Source organism: Mycobacterium senriense (assembly GCF_019668465.1).
GTDB classification, from domain to species: Bacteria; Actinomycetota; Actinomycetes; order Mycobacteriales; family Mycobacteriaceae; genus Mycobacterium; species Mycobacterium senriense.
This window is the reverse complement of record NZ_AP024828.1, coordinates 4967723-4986384: the sequence shown is the minus strand read 5'-3', so window position 1 is coordinate 4986384 and position 18662 is coordinate 4967723. Positions and strand designations below refer to the sequence as shown.

The window sequence follows — 18662 nt, the reverse complement described above, 5'->3', positions numbered from 1 at the left end:
GCGGCGAGCCGGACCGGGTTTGAGCCGGTTTGTGTAGCGCAAGATCAACGCCGAGGTGTCGATTCGTCGAGGAATTGCCCGTGCCGTATGAGGTTGGTGACGGCTGCATCCCAGCGGCGCAATTGCGGCTCGGTAAAGAAAGATTCCCGCAGGTATAGCTCGATGTACGGATGCAGAATGATCGCGCCGACACGCAGGATCAGCGGGTTGAGCGCAGCCCAATCGGGATCGAGGTCGGGGTGGATGTTGTTCCGTCGGGAGAACTCATCGCGCTGGGCCGTGCTGATCCCCAACAGCCCGGTGAAGATTACCGAACCCAATGCGCCGCCCTCGGCAAGCGCGCGACCGAGATAGGTCATCACGTCGGGTCGTTCGACCATAAGTGCTGTCAGTTGGCGCCCGGCCGCGTTGAGCCCGTCGGAGGGGGGGTCGGGCAACGTTGTGGGTTCCAAAGCCTCGCTTACCACCTGCAGGACGTACTGATCGACTGCGGCGGCTAGCGCGGCCTTGGTACGAAAGTGGTGCTGCACCAGCCCAATCGAAACCTCCGCGGTCTCCGCGATCGCGCGCAGCGTCGTGGCGGCGATGCCGCGAACAGCAAAGCAGCTCAGCGCGGCGTCGCGAATTCGCTCCTTGGGGGAGGGCCCTGCTGGCGGGGGCGGGTCATACGGAAACAGCCGGGTGGATCCCACGGCCGGACAATATACCCGCACCGCATTCCGATACGTGGATATCGGATCACCGTAGAGTGCGTATCGATTCGAGCGTTTGCGTTCCGCACGAGGGGCGGAGGTCGCAGACGGAGCCCTAGCCCGCTAGCGCGATCGGCGCTCGAAGTACCGGACCATCTGTTGCCAGTACACCAGCGTGAGCGCCATCTGCACCACGACGGCGATCAGCGCCGGGTGCAGCCGATGCCGGCGCGCGGCGACCAGCGCCACCAGCGCGGCCGCCGACGTCGCCGCGCTGACCACCATCGCCGCGTCGCGGGGTCGACGGCTGATCCACAGCTCTTCGCCCAGCATCGCCCGCGTCGACCATGCGCGGTGATGCGCCGGCTTGCCGAAGACCACGGGATTCACGGCCAGCCACAACGCAATCCACGCCGCGTGGGCCCGTCGCCGCGTCCAGACCGGGATCAGGATCAGCGGCGTGCTGGCCCACCGGGTCCATGCGCTGAACGGATGGCAGTGCCGCGCGAAAACGGCGCGCCGAACCCGCGCGACGGACAGCACGGGCGCTATCGCTTGGCGGTGTTGGAACGCTCGGCCGGGACGACCACCGGGGCACCCACGGTGGGCGCGGACGCGGTGGGCAGCGGCGTCCGCGGAATTCCCGGGGTGCCGAGCTCCCCGGCGAGCCAGGGCAGCGAGGCCGCGAACACGCGGTCCGCGAAGGGCCAGTCGTGCTTGCCGGGCTGCGGCACCACCGCGCAGTCGATTCCCGCGGAGCGGCCGAGCGCACACAGCGAATAGGCGGCGGCGGTCTGGTTGCCGGGATTGGCGGCCGCCTCGCGTCCGGCGAGCCGGATGGCGCCGCTGTCGCTGAGCTGGAGGTCGCGGCGTGGGCTGGGCGGGCCGTCGGACGAGATCGCGAACCAGCCGGCCACGTCGCGGTAAGGGCCGTGCCGGTTGATCACCGTCGTCGGATCGAAAGTCGCCCAGGCGTCGGCGTTTCCGCCGAACAGCCTGGCGATGGTTTGGGACTTGGTGCCGGCGTTCGGGAAGAAATCGCCTGCCACGTCGACGAACGCGCTGAACATGTCGGGGTGCATGACGGTCAGGTCCACCGCGCAGGTCCCGCCCATGGACCAGCCCGCTACGCCCCAGTTGGCCCGGTGCGGGCTGACCCCGAAACTCGAAATCATAAACGGCACAACATCTTTGGTCAGGTGGTCGGCCGCGTTGCCCCGAACCCCGTTGACGCATTCGGTGTCGTTGTTGAAGGCGCCGCCGGAATCCACGAACACCAGCACCGGCGCCTTGCCGTCATGCGCGGCGGCGAAATCGTCGATCGTCTTGACCGCGTTGCCCGCACGCGTCCAGTCCGCCGGCGTGTTGAACTGCCCGCCGATCATCATCACGGTCGGCAACGGCGGAGGTGGGGTGGTCGCGAACCATTCGGGCGGCAGGTAGACCAGCTCACCGCGGTGTTTGAAGTGCGATCCATCCGAGGGGATCGCCACCGGCACCACCGTGCCGTGCGGTGGCCGGATTCGGCGGGCGGCCATCGCGGTAACGGTGGCCCGATCGGTTTGATCGGGCAGCGGGCCCGACGTCAGCTGGCTCCACGCCGACTGCACGGTGGGGAAGTAGCCCACCCAGACGTTGAGCATCAGCGCGGTGCTGAGCACGCACAGCGGCACGGCCAGCACCGCGGCGCCGCGCCGCCAGCGGCGCGCGGTGCTCCAGCCCAGCACCAGCACCGCCGCCGCCATGCCGGTCAGCGTGACCCAGAGCCACAGGGCGGCCGGGGCGGGGTCGTCGGAGAGCCCGCGGTCGACGATGTACCAGTGCGTCAGGTAGGCCGTGACCCCGCCGGCCAGCGCGGCGGCCGGCATCCACACCGTGCGCCAGCGGCGCGACCGCCAGCCGACCGCCAATGTCAGCACCACGGCCGCGAGCACCTGGATCGTCGCCGGCACCCAGCCATGCATCAAAGAGGTGTGGCTACTTGCCAGGAACTGCGCGGGAGCGCTGTCCGTCGGGGCTGTCACGTGACTCATTGTGATCTATCGGTAACCGGCCTGGAACATATTCACCTAATGTTCGCTCAGGGCTTTCCGGGCGGTCGGGGCCTGGGCTAATGCGGCTTGGCCAGCGGAAATGGCAACGTTTCGCGGATGCTGCGGCCCGTTATGAGCATGACGAGCCGATCGATGCCCATTCCCAGGCCACCGGTGGGCGGCATCGCGTATTCCATCGCCTGCAGGAAGTCCTCGTCGAGCTCCATCGCCTCGGGATCCCCGCCGGCAGCTAACAGCGACTGCTCCTGCAGCCGGCGCCGCTGCTCCACCGGATCGGTGAGCTCGCTGTAGGCGGTGGCCAGCTCGACACCCCACGCCACCAGGTCCCACCGCTCGGCGACGCCCGGCTGGCTGCGGTGCGGCCGCGTCAGCGGGGACACCGAGGTCGGGAAGTCGATATAGAAGGTCGGCTCCTCGGTCCGGTCCTCGACCAGATGCTCGTACAGCTCCAGCACCACCGCGCCCGCATCCCACTGCGCCCGATACGGGATGTGCGCGGCATCGGACAGCTTGCGCAGGGCGGACAGCGACGTCGCGGGATCGATGTGCTCGCCGAGCGCCTCGGACACGGCGTCATGGACCGTCTTGACCGCCCAGACCCCGGAGATGTCGACCGGTTCCAGCCGGCCGTCGGCGCCGGGCCGCAGCACGACCTGTTCGCCGTGCGCGGCCTGGGCGGCGTTCTGGATGAGCTCGCGGCATCCGTCGATCCACACCTTGTAGTCGGCGTGGGCCTGGTAGGCCTCGAGCAGGGTGAATTCCGGGTTGTGGCTGAAGTCCACACCCTCGTTGCGGAAAGCCCGGCCCAATTCGAAGACCCGCTCCACGCCGCCGACGCACAGCCGCTTCAGGTAGAGCTCCGGCGCGATGCGCAGGAACAGGTCCAGGTCGTAGGTGTTGATGTGGGTTACGAAGGGGCGGGCGGTGGCTCCGCCGTGGATCTGCTGCAGGATCGGGGTCTCGACCTCGATGAAGTCCTTGGCGAACAGCGTCTGCCGGACCGAGCGCAACACCTCGCTGCGCGCCTTGATCAACTCCCGCGACTCGGGATTGACGGCCAGGTCGACGTAGCGGGTCCGCACCCGCGCCTCCGGGTCGGTCAGCCCCTTCCACTTGTTCGGCAACGGCCGCAGGCACTTTCCGATCATCCGCCAGTCGGCGACGATCAGCGAGCGGGTTCCCTTCTTGGAAAAGCCCATGTGCCCGGACACCTCGACCAGGTCGCCCAGGTCGATGGCCGCGGTGAAGTCGGCGGTCCGTCCCTGCTGCAGCTGCGAATTGTCAAGCAGCACTTGCATTTCCCCCGACCAGTCGCGCAGCTGGGCGAACAGCACGCCGCCGTAGTCGCGGATCCGCAAGATCCTGCCCGAGACGGTGATGGTGTCCCGGTCATCCGCGTCGAGCGCGCCGGCCACGGTGTGGCTGGGCGGGGTTCCGACCGGATACGCATCGATGCCGTTGCGCTGCAATATCTTCAGCTTGGCCAGCCGCACCCGCACCTGTTCGGGCAGCCGAGACCTGGTCTCCTCTTCGTCGGCGGTTTCGCGACGCTCCCGTAGCCCGCTGACGTCCGGGGCGCTGCCGTCGTGATGCAGCAGTCCGGACTCCGCCAATCGCGGCGGGACGGCCGGGTAGTGGCCGGTGTGCGTCTTGCGCCGGCCGAACGGCAACACCAGGAACCCCTCGGCGAGCGCCGAGGCGACGCCGACCCGCGGAATCAGCCGGGCGTCCTCGTAGCAGGCGTACCGCGGCACCCAGTCGGGCTGGTACTTCATGTTCGAGCGGTACAGGGTCTCCAGCTGCCACCACCGCGAGAAGAACAGCAACAGTCCCCGCCACAGTCGGGCGACGGGACCGGCGCCGAGCTGGGCGCCCTGTTCGAACGCCGAGCGGAACATCGCGAAGTTCAGTGAAATGCGGGTGATGCCGAGGGTTTCGGCGTTGAGCGCCAGGTCGCTGACCATCAGCTCGATGGTGCCGTTGGGGGACTGTGGCGAACGGCGCATCAGGTCCAGGGAAACGCCGGTGGTGCCCCACGGAACCAGCGACAGCATCGCCACGACGCTGCCGTCCCGGTCCAGCGCTTCGACCAGCAGGCAGTCCCCGTCGGCGGGGTCGCCGAGCCGGCCCAGCGCCATGGAAAAGCCGCGCTCGGTCTGGGTGTCCCGCCAGGCGTCGGCGCGTTCGATGATGTCGGCCATCGCGTCGGCGGCGATGTCGCGGTGGCGCCGGATCCGCACGGTCAGCCCCGCCCGGCGGGCCCGGGTCACGGCCTGACGGACCCCGCGCATGTCGGGGCCGGACAGCTTGAAATCGGAAGTCCGCAGGATGGCCTCGTCGCCGAGCTCGAGCGCGTTAAGGCCGCTTTCGCGGTACGCCCGCGCGCCCTGGGTGCTGGCGCCCATCACGCCGGGCGCCCAGCCGTAGGTCTGGCACAGACTCAGCCAGGCGTCGACGGCCTGGCCCCAGGCCCGAGGATCACCGATCGGGTCGCCGCTGGCCAGGCACACGCCGATCTCGACCCGGTAGGTGATGGCGGCGCGCCCGCTCTGAGCGAACACCACCGACTTGTCGCGGCGGGTGGCGAAGTAACCCAGCGAGTCGTTCTTGCCGTACAGCTCGAGCAGCCCGCGGATCGCCGATTCGTCCTCGCCGGTCAGCGCGTTCTCCGCGCGCTGGGACTGGAAGAGCACGATCGTCGCCAGGATCAGCGCCAGCGCACCGAACAACCCGAAGATCGCGTTGAGGAACACGTGCGGCCGGCCGGTGAACAGGTCCGGGTCCGCCAAGGCGAACCCGACCACCCGGTTGGCCACATACGGCAGGCGGTCCGGGCGCGCCAGCGTTCCCGGGAACAACTCGACCAGACCCCAGGACACCAGGATCCCGACCACGTCGCCCGCGACCAGCACCGCGGCCGCCTTGACCAGCGCGCCCCTGCGCACCTTGGCCCAGAACTCCCGGTAGGCCAGCACCAACAGGACGATCGCCACGATGTGTACGGCGAACCCGAGGTTTTCGCCGAAGATCTCGGCGGCGGTGTTGTCGCCCGCGGCGATGTCGGCGGCGTTCAGCGCGGCGGCCAGGATCATGTTGGCCAGCAACAGCAGCCAGGCGATGCGCTTGCGGGCGGTCAGCGCCGCGGCCAGCAGGGCCAGGATGAACGACCACGCGATGCTGGTGTCCGGAAAGTTGAACAGATAGTTGTTGATGAACTCGCGGGGGACCTTGATCAGGTACCTGATCAGCGGGGACACGCTTCCGAGCAGCGATACGGTGGCGATGACGCCAACGGTCCATCCGGCCGCCGCCGGCACCCAGCGGTACCGCGAGTTCGACCGGCCGTCGGGCCCCAATCGCGGCCCCGATCGAGGAGATGCGAGTGTCACAGACCGCGAGGATATGCCCTCAATCCGTGAAAAGCTTGTTGAAGCGCTAAGTGTGGCGGGCACGAGTTTGGGACCGCTTTTCGGGCCGCGTTGACCCCCGTTGCAGCGCGGTCGCCCGGTCGAAGTGCTAAAAGCCACCTCAAGGCTGCTAAACTGGCGGCTGCGACCATCCCGGCGAATGCCAGGAACAGTTAAGTGGAGTCCCACTCCCACCGCGCGCCGACGAAATCCCTGAGCGGATCTTCCAAGGTTCAGCGGTCCGGTCACAGGCATCGCGGATGCCTGTTCCGCGGGCAACGCGGGCGGCTCGACTAGTTTCCAGCCGCGATCGGTCGGCATTGGGCCCTGCTTGTGCAGGGCTTTTTTGCTAGTGGTGTGGTGTCTCCGCCGCTGCTTCCCGGACCGACCCGACCGGTCGTCACCGCACGACATATAGAAGCCCAACAAGGGAGGCCCCATCAGCACTGAGACCCGCGTCAACGAGCGCATTCGCGTACCTGAAGTCCGATTGATCGGCCCAGGGGGAGAGCAGGTAGGCATAGTGCGCATCGAAGACGCACTGCGCGTCGCTGCGGACGCCGATCTCGACCTTGTCGAAGTTGCCCCGAACGCCAGGCCGCCGGTCTGCAAGATCATGGACTACGGCAAGTTCAAATACGAAGCGGCGCAAAAGGCGCGCGAATCCCGCCGGAACCAGCAGCAGACCGTCGTCAAAGAGCAAAAGCTGCGACCGAAGATCGACGATCACGACTACGAGACCAAAAAGGGTCACGTCATCCGCTTCCTGGAAGCGGGATCGAAGGTGAAGGTCACCATCATGTTCCGCGGACGCGAGCAGTCGCGGCCCGAGCTGGGCTATCGGTTGCTCCAGCGCCTGGGTGCGGACGTCGCCGAGTACGGCTTCGTCGAGACGTCCGCCAAGCAGGACGGCCGCAACATGACGATGGTGCTGGCTCCGCATCGCGGCGCGAAGACTCGCGCCAAGGCGCGGCATCCGGAAGGACCCGGGGGCGGGGCGGCATCGGACGATGCGCCCGCCGAAGCCGAACCTTCGTCGAACTGACCGCTAGACAGCAGCAAGTGCTCGAGCGCTCGAGCACTTCATAGAACAGAGGAAAAATGCCCAAAGCCAAGACCCACAGCGGAGCGTCAAAGCGGTTCCGGCGCACCGGAACCGGCAAGATCGTCCGCCAGCAGGCCAACCGCCGGCACCTGCTCGAGCACAAGCCCTCGAAGCGGACCCGCCGCCTGGACGGCCGAATCACCGTGTCGGCCAACGACACCAAGCGCGTTAACAGCCTGCTGAACGGCTGACCACCACGCCGGCCAGACCCGCATCGCGAGCTGGCACGGCGACCCGACCAACTAATTTTGAACGAGAGTAGGAACATCCAATGGCACGCGTGAAGCGGGCGGTCAACGCCCACAAGAAGAGGCGCAGCATCCTGAAGGCCTCGAAGGGCTATCGCGGCCAGCGATCCCGGCTCTACCGCAAGGCCAAAGAGCAGCAACTTCATTCGCTGAACTACGCCTACCGCGACCGTCGTGCGCGCAAGGGCGAGTTCCGCAAGCTGTGGATCTCCCGGATCAACGCGGCGGCGCGCGCCAACGACATCACCTACAACCGGCTGATCCAGGGTCTCAAGGCCGCCGGCGTGGAAGTGGACCGTAAGAACCTGTCCGACATCGCGATCGCCGACCCGGCCGCCTTCACGGCGCTGGTCGACATCGCGCGGGCGGCACTGCCCGAGGACGTCAACGCTCCCTCGGATTCCGGAGAAGCGGCCTAACCAGAGACGGTGCGGACCGGCCAGGTGCTGACCGAACGTTCGGCCAGGGTGGTTGCGGCGGTCAAGTTGCACCGCCACGTCGGCCGCCGGCGGGCGGCCCGATTCCTCGCCGAAGGCCCCAACCTCGTGGAGGCCGCCGCCCGCCGCGGCCTGGTTCGCGACGTCTTCGTCACCGAGGTCGCCCAGCAGCGTCATGCGTCGCTGCTGGCGACCTTGGCATCCGCGGGATGCCCGGTGCATTCGGTCACCGAGCGCGCGGCGAAAGCGCTGTCCGACACCGTCACCCCGGCCGGACTGGTCGCCGTGTGCGAAACGCCGCAGACCCAGCTGCGGGACGTGCTGGCCGGCGCGCCCGCGCTGGTCGCGGTCGCCGTCGGGATCAGCGAGCCGGGCAACGCGGGCACCCTCATCCGCCTCGCCGACGCGCTGGGCGCGGCCGGCGTGATCATCGGCGGCCACAGCGTCGATCCGTACAACGGCAAGTGCCTGCGCGCGTCGGCCGGCAGCATCTTCTCGGTTCCGGTCGCGGTCGCGCCCGACACGGCCGCCGCGCTCGACGCGTTGCGCGCCGCGGGCCTGCAGCTGCTCGCCACCACCGTGGACGGCGAGACGCGGCTCGACCAGGCCAGCGACCTGCTCGGCGCACCGACGGCGTGGCTATTCGGCCCCGAATCACACGGTCTGCCAACCGAAATCGCGGCGGCGGCCGACCACCGCATGCGCATCCCCATGGCCGGCGGCGCGGAGAGTCTCAACGTGGCGTCGGCCGCGGCCATCTGTCTGTATCAGAGCGCGCGGGCGCTGAGCCTGCCTACGCGGCCGTAGCCGGCCGCTTCGGCCGACCGCGGCCCGCCCGCAGGCCGGCCAGCGACAGCGTGGTGTGCACCAGGGATCCGGCGCGTTCCATCAGGGCCCGGGCGGGCTGCAGCGCGGGGTCCAACGGCGACTTGGGCGGCGGCGGAAAGTAATGCATCGGCAGCCCGCGGCGGTCCCGCGGCGGCGCCACGAACGGCGGGGCTTCGACCAGCGGCGCGTCGCTGGGCAGCCGACCCTCGGCGCGGCGGTAGGCGGCCAGCGCGCGGGGATGCAGCCGGATCTCGTCGGGCACCGCCACGAACGCCAGTTCGACGAGCTTGCCGAACAACCGCAGCAATACCTCGTCGCCCGGCGTCCAACGCATTCCGGCCTTCTCGCGCACCGAGGGCTCGAAAAGTCCCGCCGCGATCCAGCGCTGGCCGGCGACCAGCGGCCTGAAGATCTGGTCCCAGACGGGGGTCGGCATCAAGACGAACTTCGGCTTCGGGATCCGCATCTGGAAGATGTCGAGCGTCGCCCGGTTGATTTCCAGGGTGTCTCGGCCGGTGCGCTCCCAGTACTCCTGGAAGTCCTCCCACGTGTCGGGCACCGGCCGCATGCTCATCCCGTACATCCGGTACCACTGCACGTGCTCGGCGAACAGCTGCCGCTTCTCGGCCTCGGTCAGGCCGCCGCAGAAGTACTCGGCCACCTTGACGATCAACATGAAAAACGTGGCGTGCGCCCAGTAGAAGGTCTCCGGGTTGAGCGCGTGATAGCGCCGCCCGGCGGCGTCGGTGCCCTTGATGGTGTGGTGGTAGCTGGTGATCTGTCGGCCGGTCTGCAATGCCCGGTCGCCGTCGTAGACCACGCCCATGATCGGGTAGACCGACCGGGCCACCCGCTGCAGCGGCTCCCGCAGCAGGATCGAATGCTCCTCGACGGCCGCCCCGAGTTCGGGGTACATGTTCTGGATCGCGCCGATCCAGACACCCATCATTCCGGTGCGCAGATCGCCAAAATACTTCCAGGTCAGGGAATCTGGTCCGAGCGGGTCCGCGGATTCGCTCCCGCAAGCGTTCACAGTGCCAGTCATCGCGGGCCTCCTGCTCCGATTGCGCTTACGATAACTTTGACAACGCGTGTTGTCTACGACTTCGGCGATGTGTCGGCGAGGGTGTTATCGAGCTTCCACATCGGTGTGGCGCCACCGTGATCAGGTGTTTCGGTGCGAGATGTGACACATTCGGCAGAACCGTCTCGGACTGTCGTTGCCTGCCTGGAACGAAAACAAATAACCTGGCCAGGTGGAACTCGCGCGTCGCGATCTGGACCCGGGTGAGCGCGAAGAGACCGAGGCGCAATCCCCGACGCAACGCTCTCCACTGCACAGCGCGACTCACTGGCTGCACAGCCGCAACCGAAGCCCCGGGGCGGTTGCGTTGATCCGGCGCGCGCGCAAGCTGCTGCCCGGCGACCCCGAGTTCGGCGATCCGCTGTCCACGGCGGGCGACGGCGGTCCGCGTGCCGCGGCGCGCGCGGCCGACCGGTTGCTGGGGGATCGCGACGCGGTGTCACGCGAGGTCAGCCTCGGGGTGCTGCAGGTGTGGCAGGCGCTGACCGAGGGGGTGTCCCGGCGGCCGGCCAACGCGGAGGTGACGCTGGTCTTCACCGATCTCGTCGGCTTCTCGACGTGGTCGCTGGAGGCCGGTGACGACGCGGCGCTGGCGCTGCTGCGCCAGGTGGCGCGGGCGCTCGAGCCACCCCTGCTCGACGCCGGCGGGCACATCGTCAAACGGATGGGCGACGGCCTGATGGCCGTATTCGGCGATCCGACCGTCGCCGTGCGGGCCGTGCTGGCCGCCAAGGAGGCGCTGAAATCGGTCGAGGTGGCGGGTCATACGCCCCGGATGCGGGTCGGGATTCACACCGGGCGACCGCAGCGGCTGGCGGCGGACTGGCTCGGTGTCGATGTGAATATCGCCGCACGGGTTATGGAAAGAGCCACCAAGGGTGGAATCATGGTGTCGAGTTCAACGTTAGATCTCATACCGCAAAGCGAGTTGGACGCGTTGGGCGTCGAGGCCAAACGCACGAGGAAGCCGGTTTTCGGGGCGAAGCCCGCCGGCATCCCCGACGATTTGGCGATATATCGCCTCAAGACTCTTAAGGAGTTGTCAGGCTCTGATGACACAGCCGAGACGAAACCGCAGCCATAATGGGTGCCAATGTTAGGGGGCATCGTGTCCCGGCTCGCCCGGGTCCAATTCACCGTGGGGTATGCCGCGGTGCTGCTTGCCATCAGTTGCTCCATCCTGGCCCTGGGCCCGCACGCGCATGACGTCATCGTTCAGCGCGCCAGCACGAACGTGCACAACCTCGCCCACGGCCACCTGGGCACTCTGCTGGGCAGCGCGCTGGTGGTCGACGCCGGCCCGCTCTACTTCTGGCTGCCCTTCCTGACCTGCCTGCTGGCGCTGGCCGAGCTGCATCTGCGCACCATCCGGCTGATGGTCGCCTTCCTGGTCGGCCACATCGGCGCGACGCTGTTGGTGGCCGCTGCCCTGGCCGCGTCGGTCGAGTTCGGCTGGCTGCCCATGTCCATCACCCGGGCCAGCGACGTCGGCATGAGCTACGGCGCGCTGGCGGTTCTCGGCGCGATGACGGCCGTGATCCCGTCGCGCTGGCGGGCCGCCTGGGTCGGCTGGTGGGTGGCAGCCGGCATCGCTTCGGCGATCATCGGCGGCGACTTCACCGACGCCGGCCACACCGTCGCGGTGATCCTGGGCGTGATGGTCTCCGCCCGGTTCCGGCAGCCGATCCACTGGACGCCGGCGCGGTACCTGATGCTGGCGGCGTCCTCGGGCTTCGGCTTCCTGATGCTGGCCCACCACTGGGGGACCATGGCGGCGACACCGGTGTTCGGCCTCCTGGGTGCCTTCGTCGCCTACAAGCTGGCGAAGTTCGCCGGCGGTCGCGGCCTGCCGGACCTGCCGCTCGACGGTGACGATGTGCTGGCCGTTCCGCAGCCGGCCGTCGCCGGCTAAGCCACTTCGCGACTGCCGCTGCGCCCCGCGGCCACGGGCCGCTCATCTGCCACGCCCGCCGGGCGCCACGCGCCGAATCACTATGATCAGCACTTGCCGCTGGGCAATGTGCAGCCAACCTTGAAGCAAGGAGAGTGTCGCCGCGTGGGTGATCAACCCGTCGACCTGTCGCCGGAAGCCCTGGCCCGAGCGGTCAGCGCCGCCCGGGAGGCCTTCCTGCGCGCCGGCGACCTCGACACCCTGGCGCGCGTCAAGACCGAGCACCTCGGTGACCGCTCACCGCTGGCCCTGGCGCGCCAGGCGCTGGGCGGCGTCCCCAAGGACGAGCGGGCCGACGCCGGCAAGCGGGTGAACGCCGCGCGGGCCGATGCCCAGCAGGCCTACGACGACCGGCTGGCGGTCCTGCGCGCCGAACGCGACGCCGCGGTGCTGGTCGCCGAAGGCATCGACGTCACGCTGCCGTCGACCCGGCAGCCGATCGGCGCCCGGCACCCGATCACGATCCTGGCCGAACACATCGCCGACACCTTCATCGCCATGGGTTGGGAACTGGCCGACGGCCCCGAGGTGGAGTCCGAGCAGTTCAACTTCGACGCGCTCAACTTCCCGGCCGATCACCCCGCCCGCAGCGAGCAGGACACCTTCTACATCGCGCCCGACGGTTCCCGGCAGCTGCTGCGCACCCACACCTCACCGGTGCAGGTGCGCACCCTGCTCGCCCGCGAGCTGCCCGTCTACATCGTCTCGATCGGCCGCACGTTTCGCACCGACGAACTCGACGCCACCCACACGCCGGTGTTTCATCAGGTCGAGGGCCTGGCGGTGGACCGCGGCCTGACGATGGCGCACCTGCGCGGGACGCTGGACGCGTTCGCGCGCGCCGAGTTCGGCCCCGAGGCCCGCACCCGGATACGGCCGCATTTCTTCCCGTTCACCGAGCCCTCCGCCGAGGTCGACGTCTGGTTCGTCGGCAAGAAGGGCGGCGCCGGCTGGGTGGAATGGGGCGGCTGCGGGATGGTGCACCCAAACGTGTTGCGCGCCGCGGGGATTGACCCGGATGTCTACTCCGGCTTCGCCTTCGGCATGGGCCTGGAACGAACGCTGCAGTTCCGCAACGGGATTCCGGACATGCGTGACATGGTCGAGGGCGACGTCCGGTTCTCGCTGCCGTTCGGGGTGGGTGCCTGATGCGCGTTCCGTACAGCTGGCTACGTGAGATCGTGGCGGCCGGCGCGCCGGACTGGGACGTCGCCCCGGCCGAGCTCGAGCAGGCGCTGGTGCGCATCGGCCACGAGGTCGAAGAGGTGGCCACCCTCGGGCCGGTCGAGGGACCCCTGACCGTGGGCCGGGTCACCGCCATCGAAGAACTCACCGGTTTCAAAAAGCCGATCCGGTTCTGCCACGTCGACGTCGGCGAGGGCAAAGACCGTGAGATCGTCTGCGGTGCAACCAACTTCGCCGTGGGTGACCTGATCGTGGCGGCGCTGCCCGGCACCACCCTGCCGGGCGACTTCCAGATCGCCGCCCGCAAGACCTACGGGCGCAACTCCGACGGCATGATCTGCTCGGCGGCGGAACTCGGTTTGGGCGCCGACCATTCCGGGATCCTGGTGCTGCCGCCGGGCACCGCCGACCCGGGCGCCGACGGCGCCGCGGTGCTGGGTCTGGACGACGTGATCTTCCACCTGGCGATCACGCCCGACCGCGGCTACTGCATGTCGTTGCGCGGCCTGGCCCGCGAGATCGCCTGCGCCTACGACCTGAACTTCGTCGACCCGGCCGGCAGCCAGGTGATCAAGCCGCTGCCGGTCAACGGCGAGGCCTGGCCGCTGACCGTGCAGCCCGGCACCGGCGTGCGGCGCTTCGCGCTGCGCCCGGTCACCGGCATCGACCCCGCGGCCGTGTCGCCGTGGTGGCTGCAGCGCCGGCTGCTGTTGTCCGGCATCCGCGCGGCCTCCCCGGCGGTCGACGTGACGAACTACGTGATGCTCGAGCTCGGTCACCCCATGCACGCCCACGACCGCAAGCGGATCAATGGAAGCTTCGGCGTGCGGTTCGCCCGGCCCGGCGAGACCGTGGTGACCCTCGACGACATCGAGCGCAAACTCGAGCCCGGCGACGTCCTCATCGTCGACGACACGGCGACCACCGCGATCGGCGGCGTGATGGGCGCTGCAAGCACCGAGGTGCGCGCCGATTCGACCGACGTGCTGCTCGAGGCCGCCGTCTGGGATCCCGCCGCCGTCTCGCGCACCCAGCGCAGGCTGCACCTGCCCAGCGAAGCCGCCCGCCGCTACGAGCGGGGCGTGGATCCGGCCATCTCGGTGGCCGCGCTGGACCGGTGCGCCACGCTGCTCGCCGACATCGCGGGCGGAGTGGTCTCCGACGGCCTGACCGATTGGCGCGGTGAGCCACCGCGCGACGACTGGTCGCTCCCGCCCATCGAGATCGCCGCCGACCTGCCGGATCGCGTCGCCGGGGTGCCCTACGCCGCGGGCACGACCGCCAAGCGGCTCGCCCAGATCGGCGCCGACGTGGCCGAGCGGGGCGACACGTTGACGGTCACCCCACCCAGCTGGCGGCCCGACCTCGTGCAGCCCGCCGACCTCGTCGAGGAGGTGCTGCGCCTGGAGGGGCTGGAGGTCATCCCGTCGGTGCTGCCGCCGGCGCCGGCCGGCAGGGGTCTGTCCGACGTGCAGAAGCGCCGCCGCGCCATCGGCAAGTCCCTGGCCCAGTCCGGCTATGTGGAGATCCTGCCGACGCCGTTTTTGCCCGCGGACGTGTTCGACCTGTGGGGCCTGCCGGCCGATGACCCGCGGCGCACCACCACCGACGTGCTCAACCCGCTGGAGGCCGACCGCCCGCACCTGGCCACCACGCTGCTGCCCGCATTGCTGGAAGCGTTGGTGCGCAACGTCTCTCGCGGCCTGGTCGACGTGTCGCTGTACGCCTTGGCGCAGGTGGTCCAGCCGACGGCGAACACTCGCGCGGTGGACCTCATCCCCGTCGACCGCCGGCCCACCGAAATCGAGATCGCCGAGCTCGACGCGTCGTTGCCGCGTCAGCCGCAGCACGTCGCGGCGGTGCTGACCGGCCTGCGCGAGCGCCGCGGACCCTGGGGCCCCGGCCGCCGGGCCGAGGCCGCCGACGCGTTCGAGGCGGTCCGCATCATCGCCCGCGCGAGCGGAATCGACGTGCGGTTGCGCGCGGCGCAGCAGCTGCCGTGGCATCCGGGTCGGTGTGCCGAAGTGCTCGTCGGGGAGACCCCGGTGGGTTACGCGGGCCAGCTGCATCCCGCGGTGATCGAGCGCTCCGGGCTGCCCAAGGGCACCTGCGCCCTCGAGCTGAACCTGGATGCGATGCCCATCACCGCGGCGCTGCCCGCGCCCCGGGTGTCGCCGTTCCCGGCCGTCTTCCAGGACCTCAGCCTGGTGGTGCCTGCGCACGTGCCGGCCCAGGCGGTGGCCGACGCCGTCCGCGAGGGCGCGGGGGAGCTGCTCGAAGACCTGCAACTGTTCGACGTGTTCTCCGGCCCGCAGATCGGCGAGGACCGCAAGTCGCTGACGTTCGCGCTGCGGTTCCGCGCGCCCGATCGCACCCTCACCGAGGACGACGCCACGGCGGCCCGCGATGCCGCGGTCCGCCGCGCCGCAGAGGCGGTCGGCGCGGAGCTCCGCGCCTAGTGGAATGGATTTGCAAACCACTGCATAACCATGCAGAATCGGCGGAATGGCCGACGGACTGAAGGTGGCGGTTGCCGGTGCCAGCGGCTACGCGGGCGGTGAAATCCTGCGCTTGCTGCTCGGGCACCCGGCCTACGCGCACGGGCGCCTGACGATCGGCGCGGTGACCGCGGCCGCCAGCGCCGGCAGCACGCTCGGTGAGCACCACCCGCACCTGACACCGCTGGCCCAGCGGGTGGTCGAGCCGACCGAGCTCGACGTGCTGGCCGGCCACGACGTGGTGTTCCTGGCCCTGCCGCACGGTCATTCGGCCGCCCTGGCCGAACAGCTCGGGCCCGACACGTTGATCATCGACTGCGGCGCCGACTTCCGGCTCACCGACGCGGGGGCGTGGGAGCGGTTCTACGGATCGCCGCACGCCGGCAGCTGGCCGTACGGGCTGCCGGAGCTGCCCGGCGCGCGCGAGCCGTTGCGCGGCGCCCGGCGGATCGCGGTTCCGGGCTGCTACCCGACCGCGGCGCTGCTGGCGTTGCTGCCCGCGGTGGCCGAGGACCTGATCGAACCCGCCGTCACCGTGGTCGCCGTCAGCGGCACCTCCGGGGCCGGCCGCGCCGCCAAAACCGACCTGCTGGGTGCGGAGGTCATCGGCTCGGCGCGGGCCTACAACATCGCCGGCGCGCACCGCCACACCCCCGAGATCGCCCAGGGTCTGGGCGCCGTCACCGGCCGCGACGTCACCGTGTCGTTCACCCCGGTGCTCATCCCGACGTCGCGCGGCATCCTGGCGACCTGCACCGCACGCACCCGCGCGCCGCTGGCGCGGCTGCGGGAAGCCTACGAAAAGGCCTACCACGCAGAACCTTTCATCTACCTGATGCCCGAGGGGCAGTTGCCGCGCACCGGGGCGGTGATCGGCAGCAACGCGGCGCACATCGCCGTCGCGGTGGATGAGGCGGCTCAGACATTCGTCGCGATCGCAGCGATCGACAACCTGGTCAAGGGGACGGCCGGCGCCGCCGTGCAGTCGATGAACCTGGCGCTGGGTTGGCCGGAGACGGAAGGCCTTTCGGTGATCGGGGTGGCGCCGTGACATCCACGGCTGCGCATGCGCGGTTGCTGCGCGAACAGGGCGTCACCGCGCCGGCCGGGTTCCGGGCCGCCGGCATCGCCGCCGGTATCAAGGCGTCCGGCAATCGCGACCTGGCCCTGGTCTTCAACGAGGGACCCGACTACGCGGCGGCCGGGGTGTTCACCCGCAACAAGGTCAAGGCCGCGCCGGTGCTGTGGAGCCAGCAGGTGCTGAGCACCGGTGCGCTGCGCGCGGTGATCCTCAACTCCGGCGGCGCCAACGCCTGCACCGGACCCGCCGGATTCGCCGACACCCACGCCACCGCCGAGGCCGTCGCGGCCGCGCTGTCGGACTGGGGGACCGAGACCGGCGCCATCGAGGTCGCGGTGTGCTCGACCGGCTTGATCGGTGACCGGTTGCCGATGGACAAGGTGCTCGCCGGGGTGCGCACGATCGTGCAGGACATGGCCGGCGGCCTGTCCGGCGGCGACGAGGCGGCCCAGGCGATCATGACCACCGACACCGTGCCCAAACAGGTTGCGCTGCACCATCCGGGCAACTGGACGGTCGGCGGAATGGCCAAGGGCGCCGGCATGCTGGCCCCGTCGCTGGCGACGATGCTCTGCGTGCTCACCACCGACGCGGCCGTGGATGCCGCCGCCCTGGACTGCGCGCTGCGTCACGCCAGCGCGCGCACCTTCGACCGGCTCGACATCGACGGCGCCTGCTCGACCAACGACACGGTGCTGCTGCTGGCCTCGGGGGCCAGCGGCGTCGCGCCCAGCCAGGCCGAGCTCGACGAGGCCGTGCTGCGGGTCTGCGACGACCTGTGCGCCCAGCTACAGGCCGACGCCGAGGGCGTCACCAAGCGGGTCAACGTCACCGTGCAGGGGGCGGCCACCGAGGACGACGCCCTGATCGCCGCCCGGACGATCGCCCGCGACTCCCTGGTCAAGACCGCGGTGTTCGGCTCGGACCCCAACTGGGGCCGGGTGCTCGCCGCGGTCGGCATCGCGCCCATCGCCCTGGATCCCGACCGGATCACGGTGTCGTTCAACGGCTTTGCGGTCTTCTCCGACGGGGCGGGGGTCCCGGGAGCGCGCGAGGTGGATCTGTCCGAAGCCGACATCGACATCACCGTCGATCTGGGGCTCGGCGACGGCCGGGTGACCATCCGGACCACCGATCTGTCGCACGGTTACGTAGAAGAGAATTCGGCCTACAGCTCATGAGCTCCGCTACCGAAGCGCTGCCCACCGCGGTCAAGGCGCAGGTGCTCGCCGAAGCCCTGCCCTGGCTCAAGCAGCTGCACGGCAAGATCGTCGTCATCAAGTACGGCGGCAACGCCATGACCGACGACACGCTGCGCCATGCGTTCGCCGCCGACATGGCGTTCCTGCGTAACTGCGGCGTTCATCCCGTCGTCGTGCACGGCGGCGGCCCGCAGATCACCGCGATGCTGCGCCGGCTCGGCATCGCCGGCGACTTCAAGGGCGGATTCCGGGTCACCACACCGGAAGTGCTCGACGTGGCGCGGATGGTGTTGTTCGGCCAGGTCGGCCGCGAGCTGGTCAACCTGATCAACGCGCACGGGCCGTATGCCGTCGGCATCACCGGCGAGGACGCCCAGTTGTTCACCGCGGTGCGGCGCAGCGTCACCGTGGACGGCGTGGCCACCGACATCGGCCTGGTGGGCGACGTCGAGATGGTCAACACCGCCGCGGTGCTGGATCTGATTGCCGCACGGCGCATTCCGGTGGTGTCGACGCTGGCCCCGGATGCCGAGGGCGTGGTGCACAACATCAACGCCGACACCGCCGCGGCGGCGCTGGCCGAGGCGCTGAACGCCGAGAAGCTGTTGATGCTCACCGATGTCGAAGGCCTATACACCAGCTGGCCGGACCGCGGTTCGCTGGTCAGCGAAATCGACACCGCCACACTGTCACAACTGCTACCCACGCTGGAGGCCGGCATGATTCCCAAGGTCGAAGCCTGTCTGCGGGCGGTGACCGCGGGCGTGCCGAGCGCGCACGTCATCGACGGGCGGGTCGAACACTGCGTGCTGGTGGAGCTTTTCACCGACGAGGGCACCGGCACCAAGGTGGTGAGCGCGTGACGGCGACGATGCAGAGGAGCGTCACCA

Annotated in this window: 15 protein-coding genes and 1 pseudogene; 11 read left to right on the top strand and 5 right to left on the bottom strand. The window is 69.6% G+C overall.

Features of this window, described 5'->3' with window-relative positions; translation table 11 throughout:
- Positions 1-44: 44 nt before the first annotated feature.
- From MTY59_RS23220 to lysX, 4 genes are all read right to left on the bottom strand, one after another.
- On the bottom strand, positions 45-692 hold the full coding sequence (locus tag MTY59_RS23220) for a TetR/AcrR family transcriptional regulator (protein ID WP_221043231.1): 648 nt from the start codon (positions 690-692) through the stop codon (positions 45-47).
- Positions 693-815: 123 nt separating this feature from the next.
- Positions 816-1235 carry a DUF6653 family protein gene (locus MTY59_RS23215; RefSeq protein ID WP_221043230.1) on the bottom strand — a complete coding sequence of 140 codons (420 nt, stop codon included), beginning with the start codon at positions 1233-1235 and terminating at the stop codon, positions 816-818.
- Between the two features lie 5 nt (positions 1236-1240).
- On the bottom strand, positions 1241-2725 hold the full coding sequence (locus MTY59_RS23210) for an alpha/beta hydrolase (protein ID WP_221043229.1): 1485 nt from the start codon (positions 2723-2725) through the stop codon (positions 1241-1243).
- Between the two features lie 77 nt (positions 2726-2802).
- Positions 2803-6135: a bifunctional lysylphosphatidylglycerol synthetase/lysine--tRNA ligase LysX gene (gene lysX, locus MTY59_RS23205; RefSeq protein ID WP_415823228.1), complete on the bottom strand. Its 3333-nt coding sequence runs from the start codon at positions 6133-6135 to the stop codon at positions 2803-2805.
- Between the two features lie 457 nt (positions 6136-6592).
- Between lysX and infC the strand changes: the two genes are divergently transcribed.
- From infC to MTY59_RS23185, 4 genes are all read left to right on the top strand, one after another.
- Positions 6593-7198 (top strand): translation initiation factor IF-3, encoded by a 606-nt coding sequence (gene infC, locus MTY59_RS23200; RefSeq protein ID WP_221046613.1) that lies wholly within the window; start codon positions 6593-6595, stop codon positions 7196-7198.
- Positions 7199-7254: 56 nt separating this feature from the next.
- Positions 7255-7449 (top strand): 50S ribosomal protein L35, encoded by a 195-nt coding sequence (gene rpmI / locus MTY59_RS23195; RefSeq protein ID WP_064883419.1) that lies wholly within the window; start codon positions 7255-7257, stop codon positions 7447-7449.
- 80 nt (positions 7450-7529) lie between these two features.
- On the top strand, positions 7530-7925 hold the full coding sequence (rplT, locus tag MTY59_RS23190) for a 50S ribosomal protein L20 (protein WP_007776071.1): 396 nt from the start codon (positions 7530-7532) through the stop codon (positions 7923-7925).
- A gap of 24 nt (positions 7926-7949) precedes the next feature.
- Positions 7950-8750: a TrmH family RNA methyltransferase gene (locus MTY59_RS23185; protein ID WP_221046612.1), complete on the top strand. Its 801-nt coding sequence runs from the start codon at positions 7950-7952 to the stop codon at positions 8748-8750.
- Here MTY59_RS23185 and MTY59_RS23180 read toward each other — a convergent pair.
- A complete protein-coding gene (locus MTY59_RS23180) occupies positions 8737-9816 on the bottom strand; it encodes an oxygenase MpaB family protein (protein ID WP_221043228.1) in 1080 nt (359 codons plus the stop codon). The two genes, MTY59_RS23185 and MTY59_RS23180, sit on opposite strands and share 14 nt — an antisense overlap.
- Positions 9817-10027: 211 nt before the next feature.
- Here MTY59_RS23180 and MTY59_RS23175 point away from each other — a divergent pair, with 211 nt between their 5' ends.
- The 7 genes and pseudogenes from MTY59_RS23175 (at position 10028) to argB (ending at position 18635) form a co-directional block, all read left to right on the top strand.
- Entirely contained in the window at positions 10028-10939 is a 912-nt protein-coding gene (locus MTY59_RS23175; protein ID WP_221043227.1) for an adenylate/guanylate cyclase domain-containing protein, read from the top strand.
- Positions 10940-10948: 9 nt separating this feature from the next.
- Positions 10949-11767, top strand: coding sequence for a rhomboid-like protein (locus tag MTY59_RS23170; protein ID WP_221046611.1), 819 nt, complete (start codon positions 10949-10951; stop codon positions 11765-11767).
- 144 nt (positions 11768-11911) lie between these two features.
- Entirely contained in the window at positions 11912-12955 is a 1044-nt protein-coding gene (gene pheS / locus MTY59_RS23165) for a phenylalanine--tRNA ligase subunit alpha (RefSeq protein WP_221043226.1), read from the top strand.
- A complete protein-coding gene (gene pheT, locus MTY59_RS23160) occupies positions 12955-15450 on the top strand; it encodes a phenylalanine--tRNA ligase subunit beta (RefSeq protein ID WP_221043225.1) in 2496 nt (831 codons plus the stop codon). The genes pheS and pheT overlap by 1 nt, the downstream gene beginning before the upstream one ends.
- A gap of 30 nt (positions 15451-15480) precedes the next feature.
- Positions 15481-16540, top strand: a pseudogene (gene argC, locus MTY59_RS23155) (N-acetyl-gamma-glutamyl-phosphate reductase).
- On the top strand, positions 16537-17751 hold the full coding sequence (gene argJ, locus MTY59_RS23150) for a bifunctional glutamate N-acetyltransferase/amino-acid acetyltransferase ArgJ (protein WP_221043223.1): 1215 nt from the start codon (positions 16537-16539) through the stop codon (positions 17749-17751). Before argC ends, argJ begins: the two are co-directional and overlap by 4 nt.
- On the top strand, positions 17748-18635 hold the full coding sequence (gene argB / locus MTY59_RS23145; protein WP_221043222.1) for an acetylglutamate kinase: 888 nt from the start codon (positions 17748-17750) through the stop codon (positions 18633-18635). The genes argJ and argB overlap by 4 nt, the downstream gene beginning before the upstream one ends.
- The last annotated feature ends 27 nt before the right edge of the window (positions 18636-18662 follow it).

Excerpts from the sequence above, each read along its gene's own strand:
- MTY59_RS23210 (WP_221043229.1), bottom strand. The coding sequence starts at position 2,725 with ATGAGTCACGTGACAGCCCCGACGGACAGCGCTCCCGCGCAGTTCCTG.
- rpmI (WP_064883419.1), top strand. The coding sequence starts at position 7,255 with ATGCCCAAAGCCAAGACCCACAGCGGAGCGTCAAAGCGGTTCCGGCGC.
- rplT (WP_007776071.1), top strand. The coding sequence starts at position 7,530 with ATGGCACGCGTGAAGCGGGCGGTCAACGCCCACAAGAAGAGGCGCAGC.
- MTY59_RS23180 (WP_221043228.1), bottom strand. The coding sequence starts at position 9,816 with ATGACTGGCACTGTGAACGCTTGCGGGAGCGAATCCGCGGACCCGCTC.
- MTY59_RS23170 (WP_221046611.1), top strand. The coding sequence starts at position 10,949 with ATGTTAGGGGGCATCGTGTCCCGGCTCGCCCGGGTCCAATTCACCGTG.
- pheT (WP_221043225.1), top strand. The coding sequence starts at position 12,955 with ATGCGCGTTCCGTACAGCTGGCTACGTGAGATCGTGGCGGCCGGCGCG.
- argB (WP_221043222.1), top strand. The coding sequence starts at position 17,748 with ATGAGCTCCGCTACCGAAGCGCTGCCCACCGCGGTCAAGGCGCAGGTG.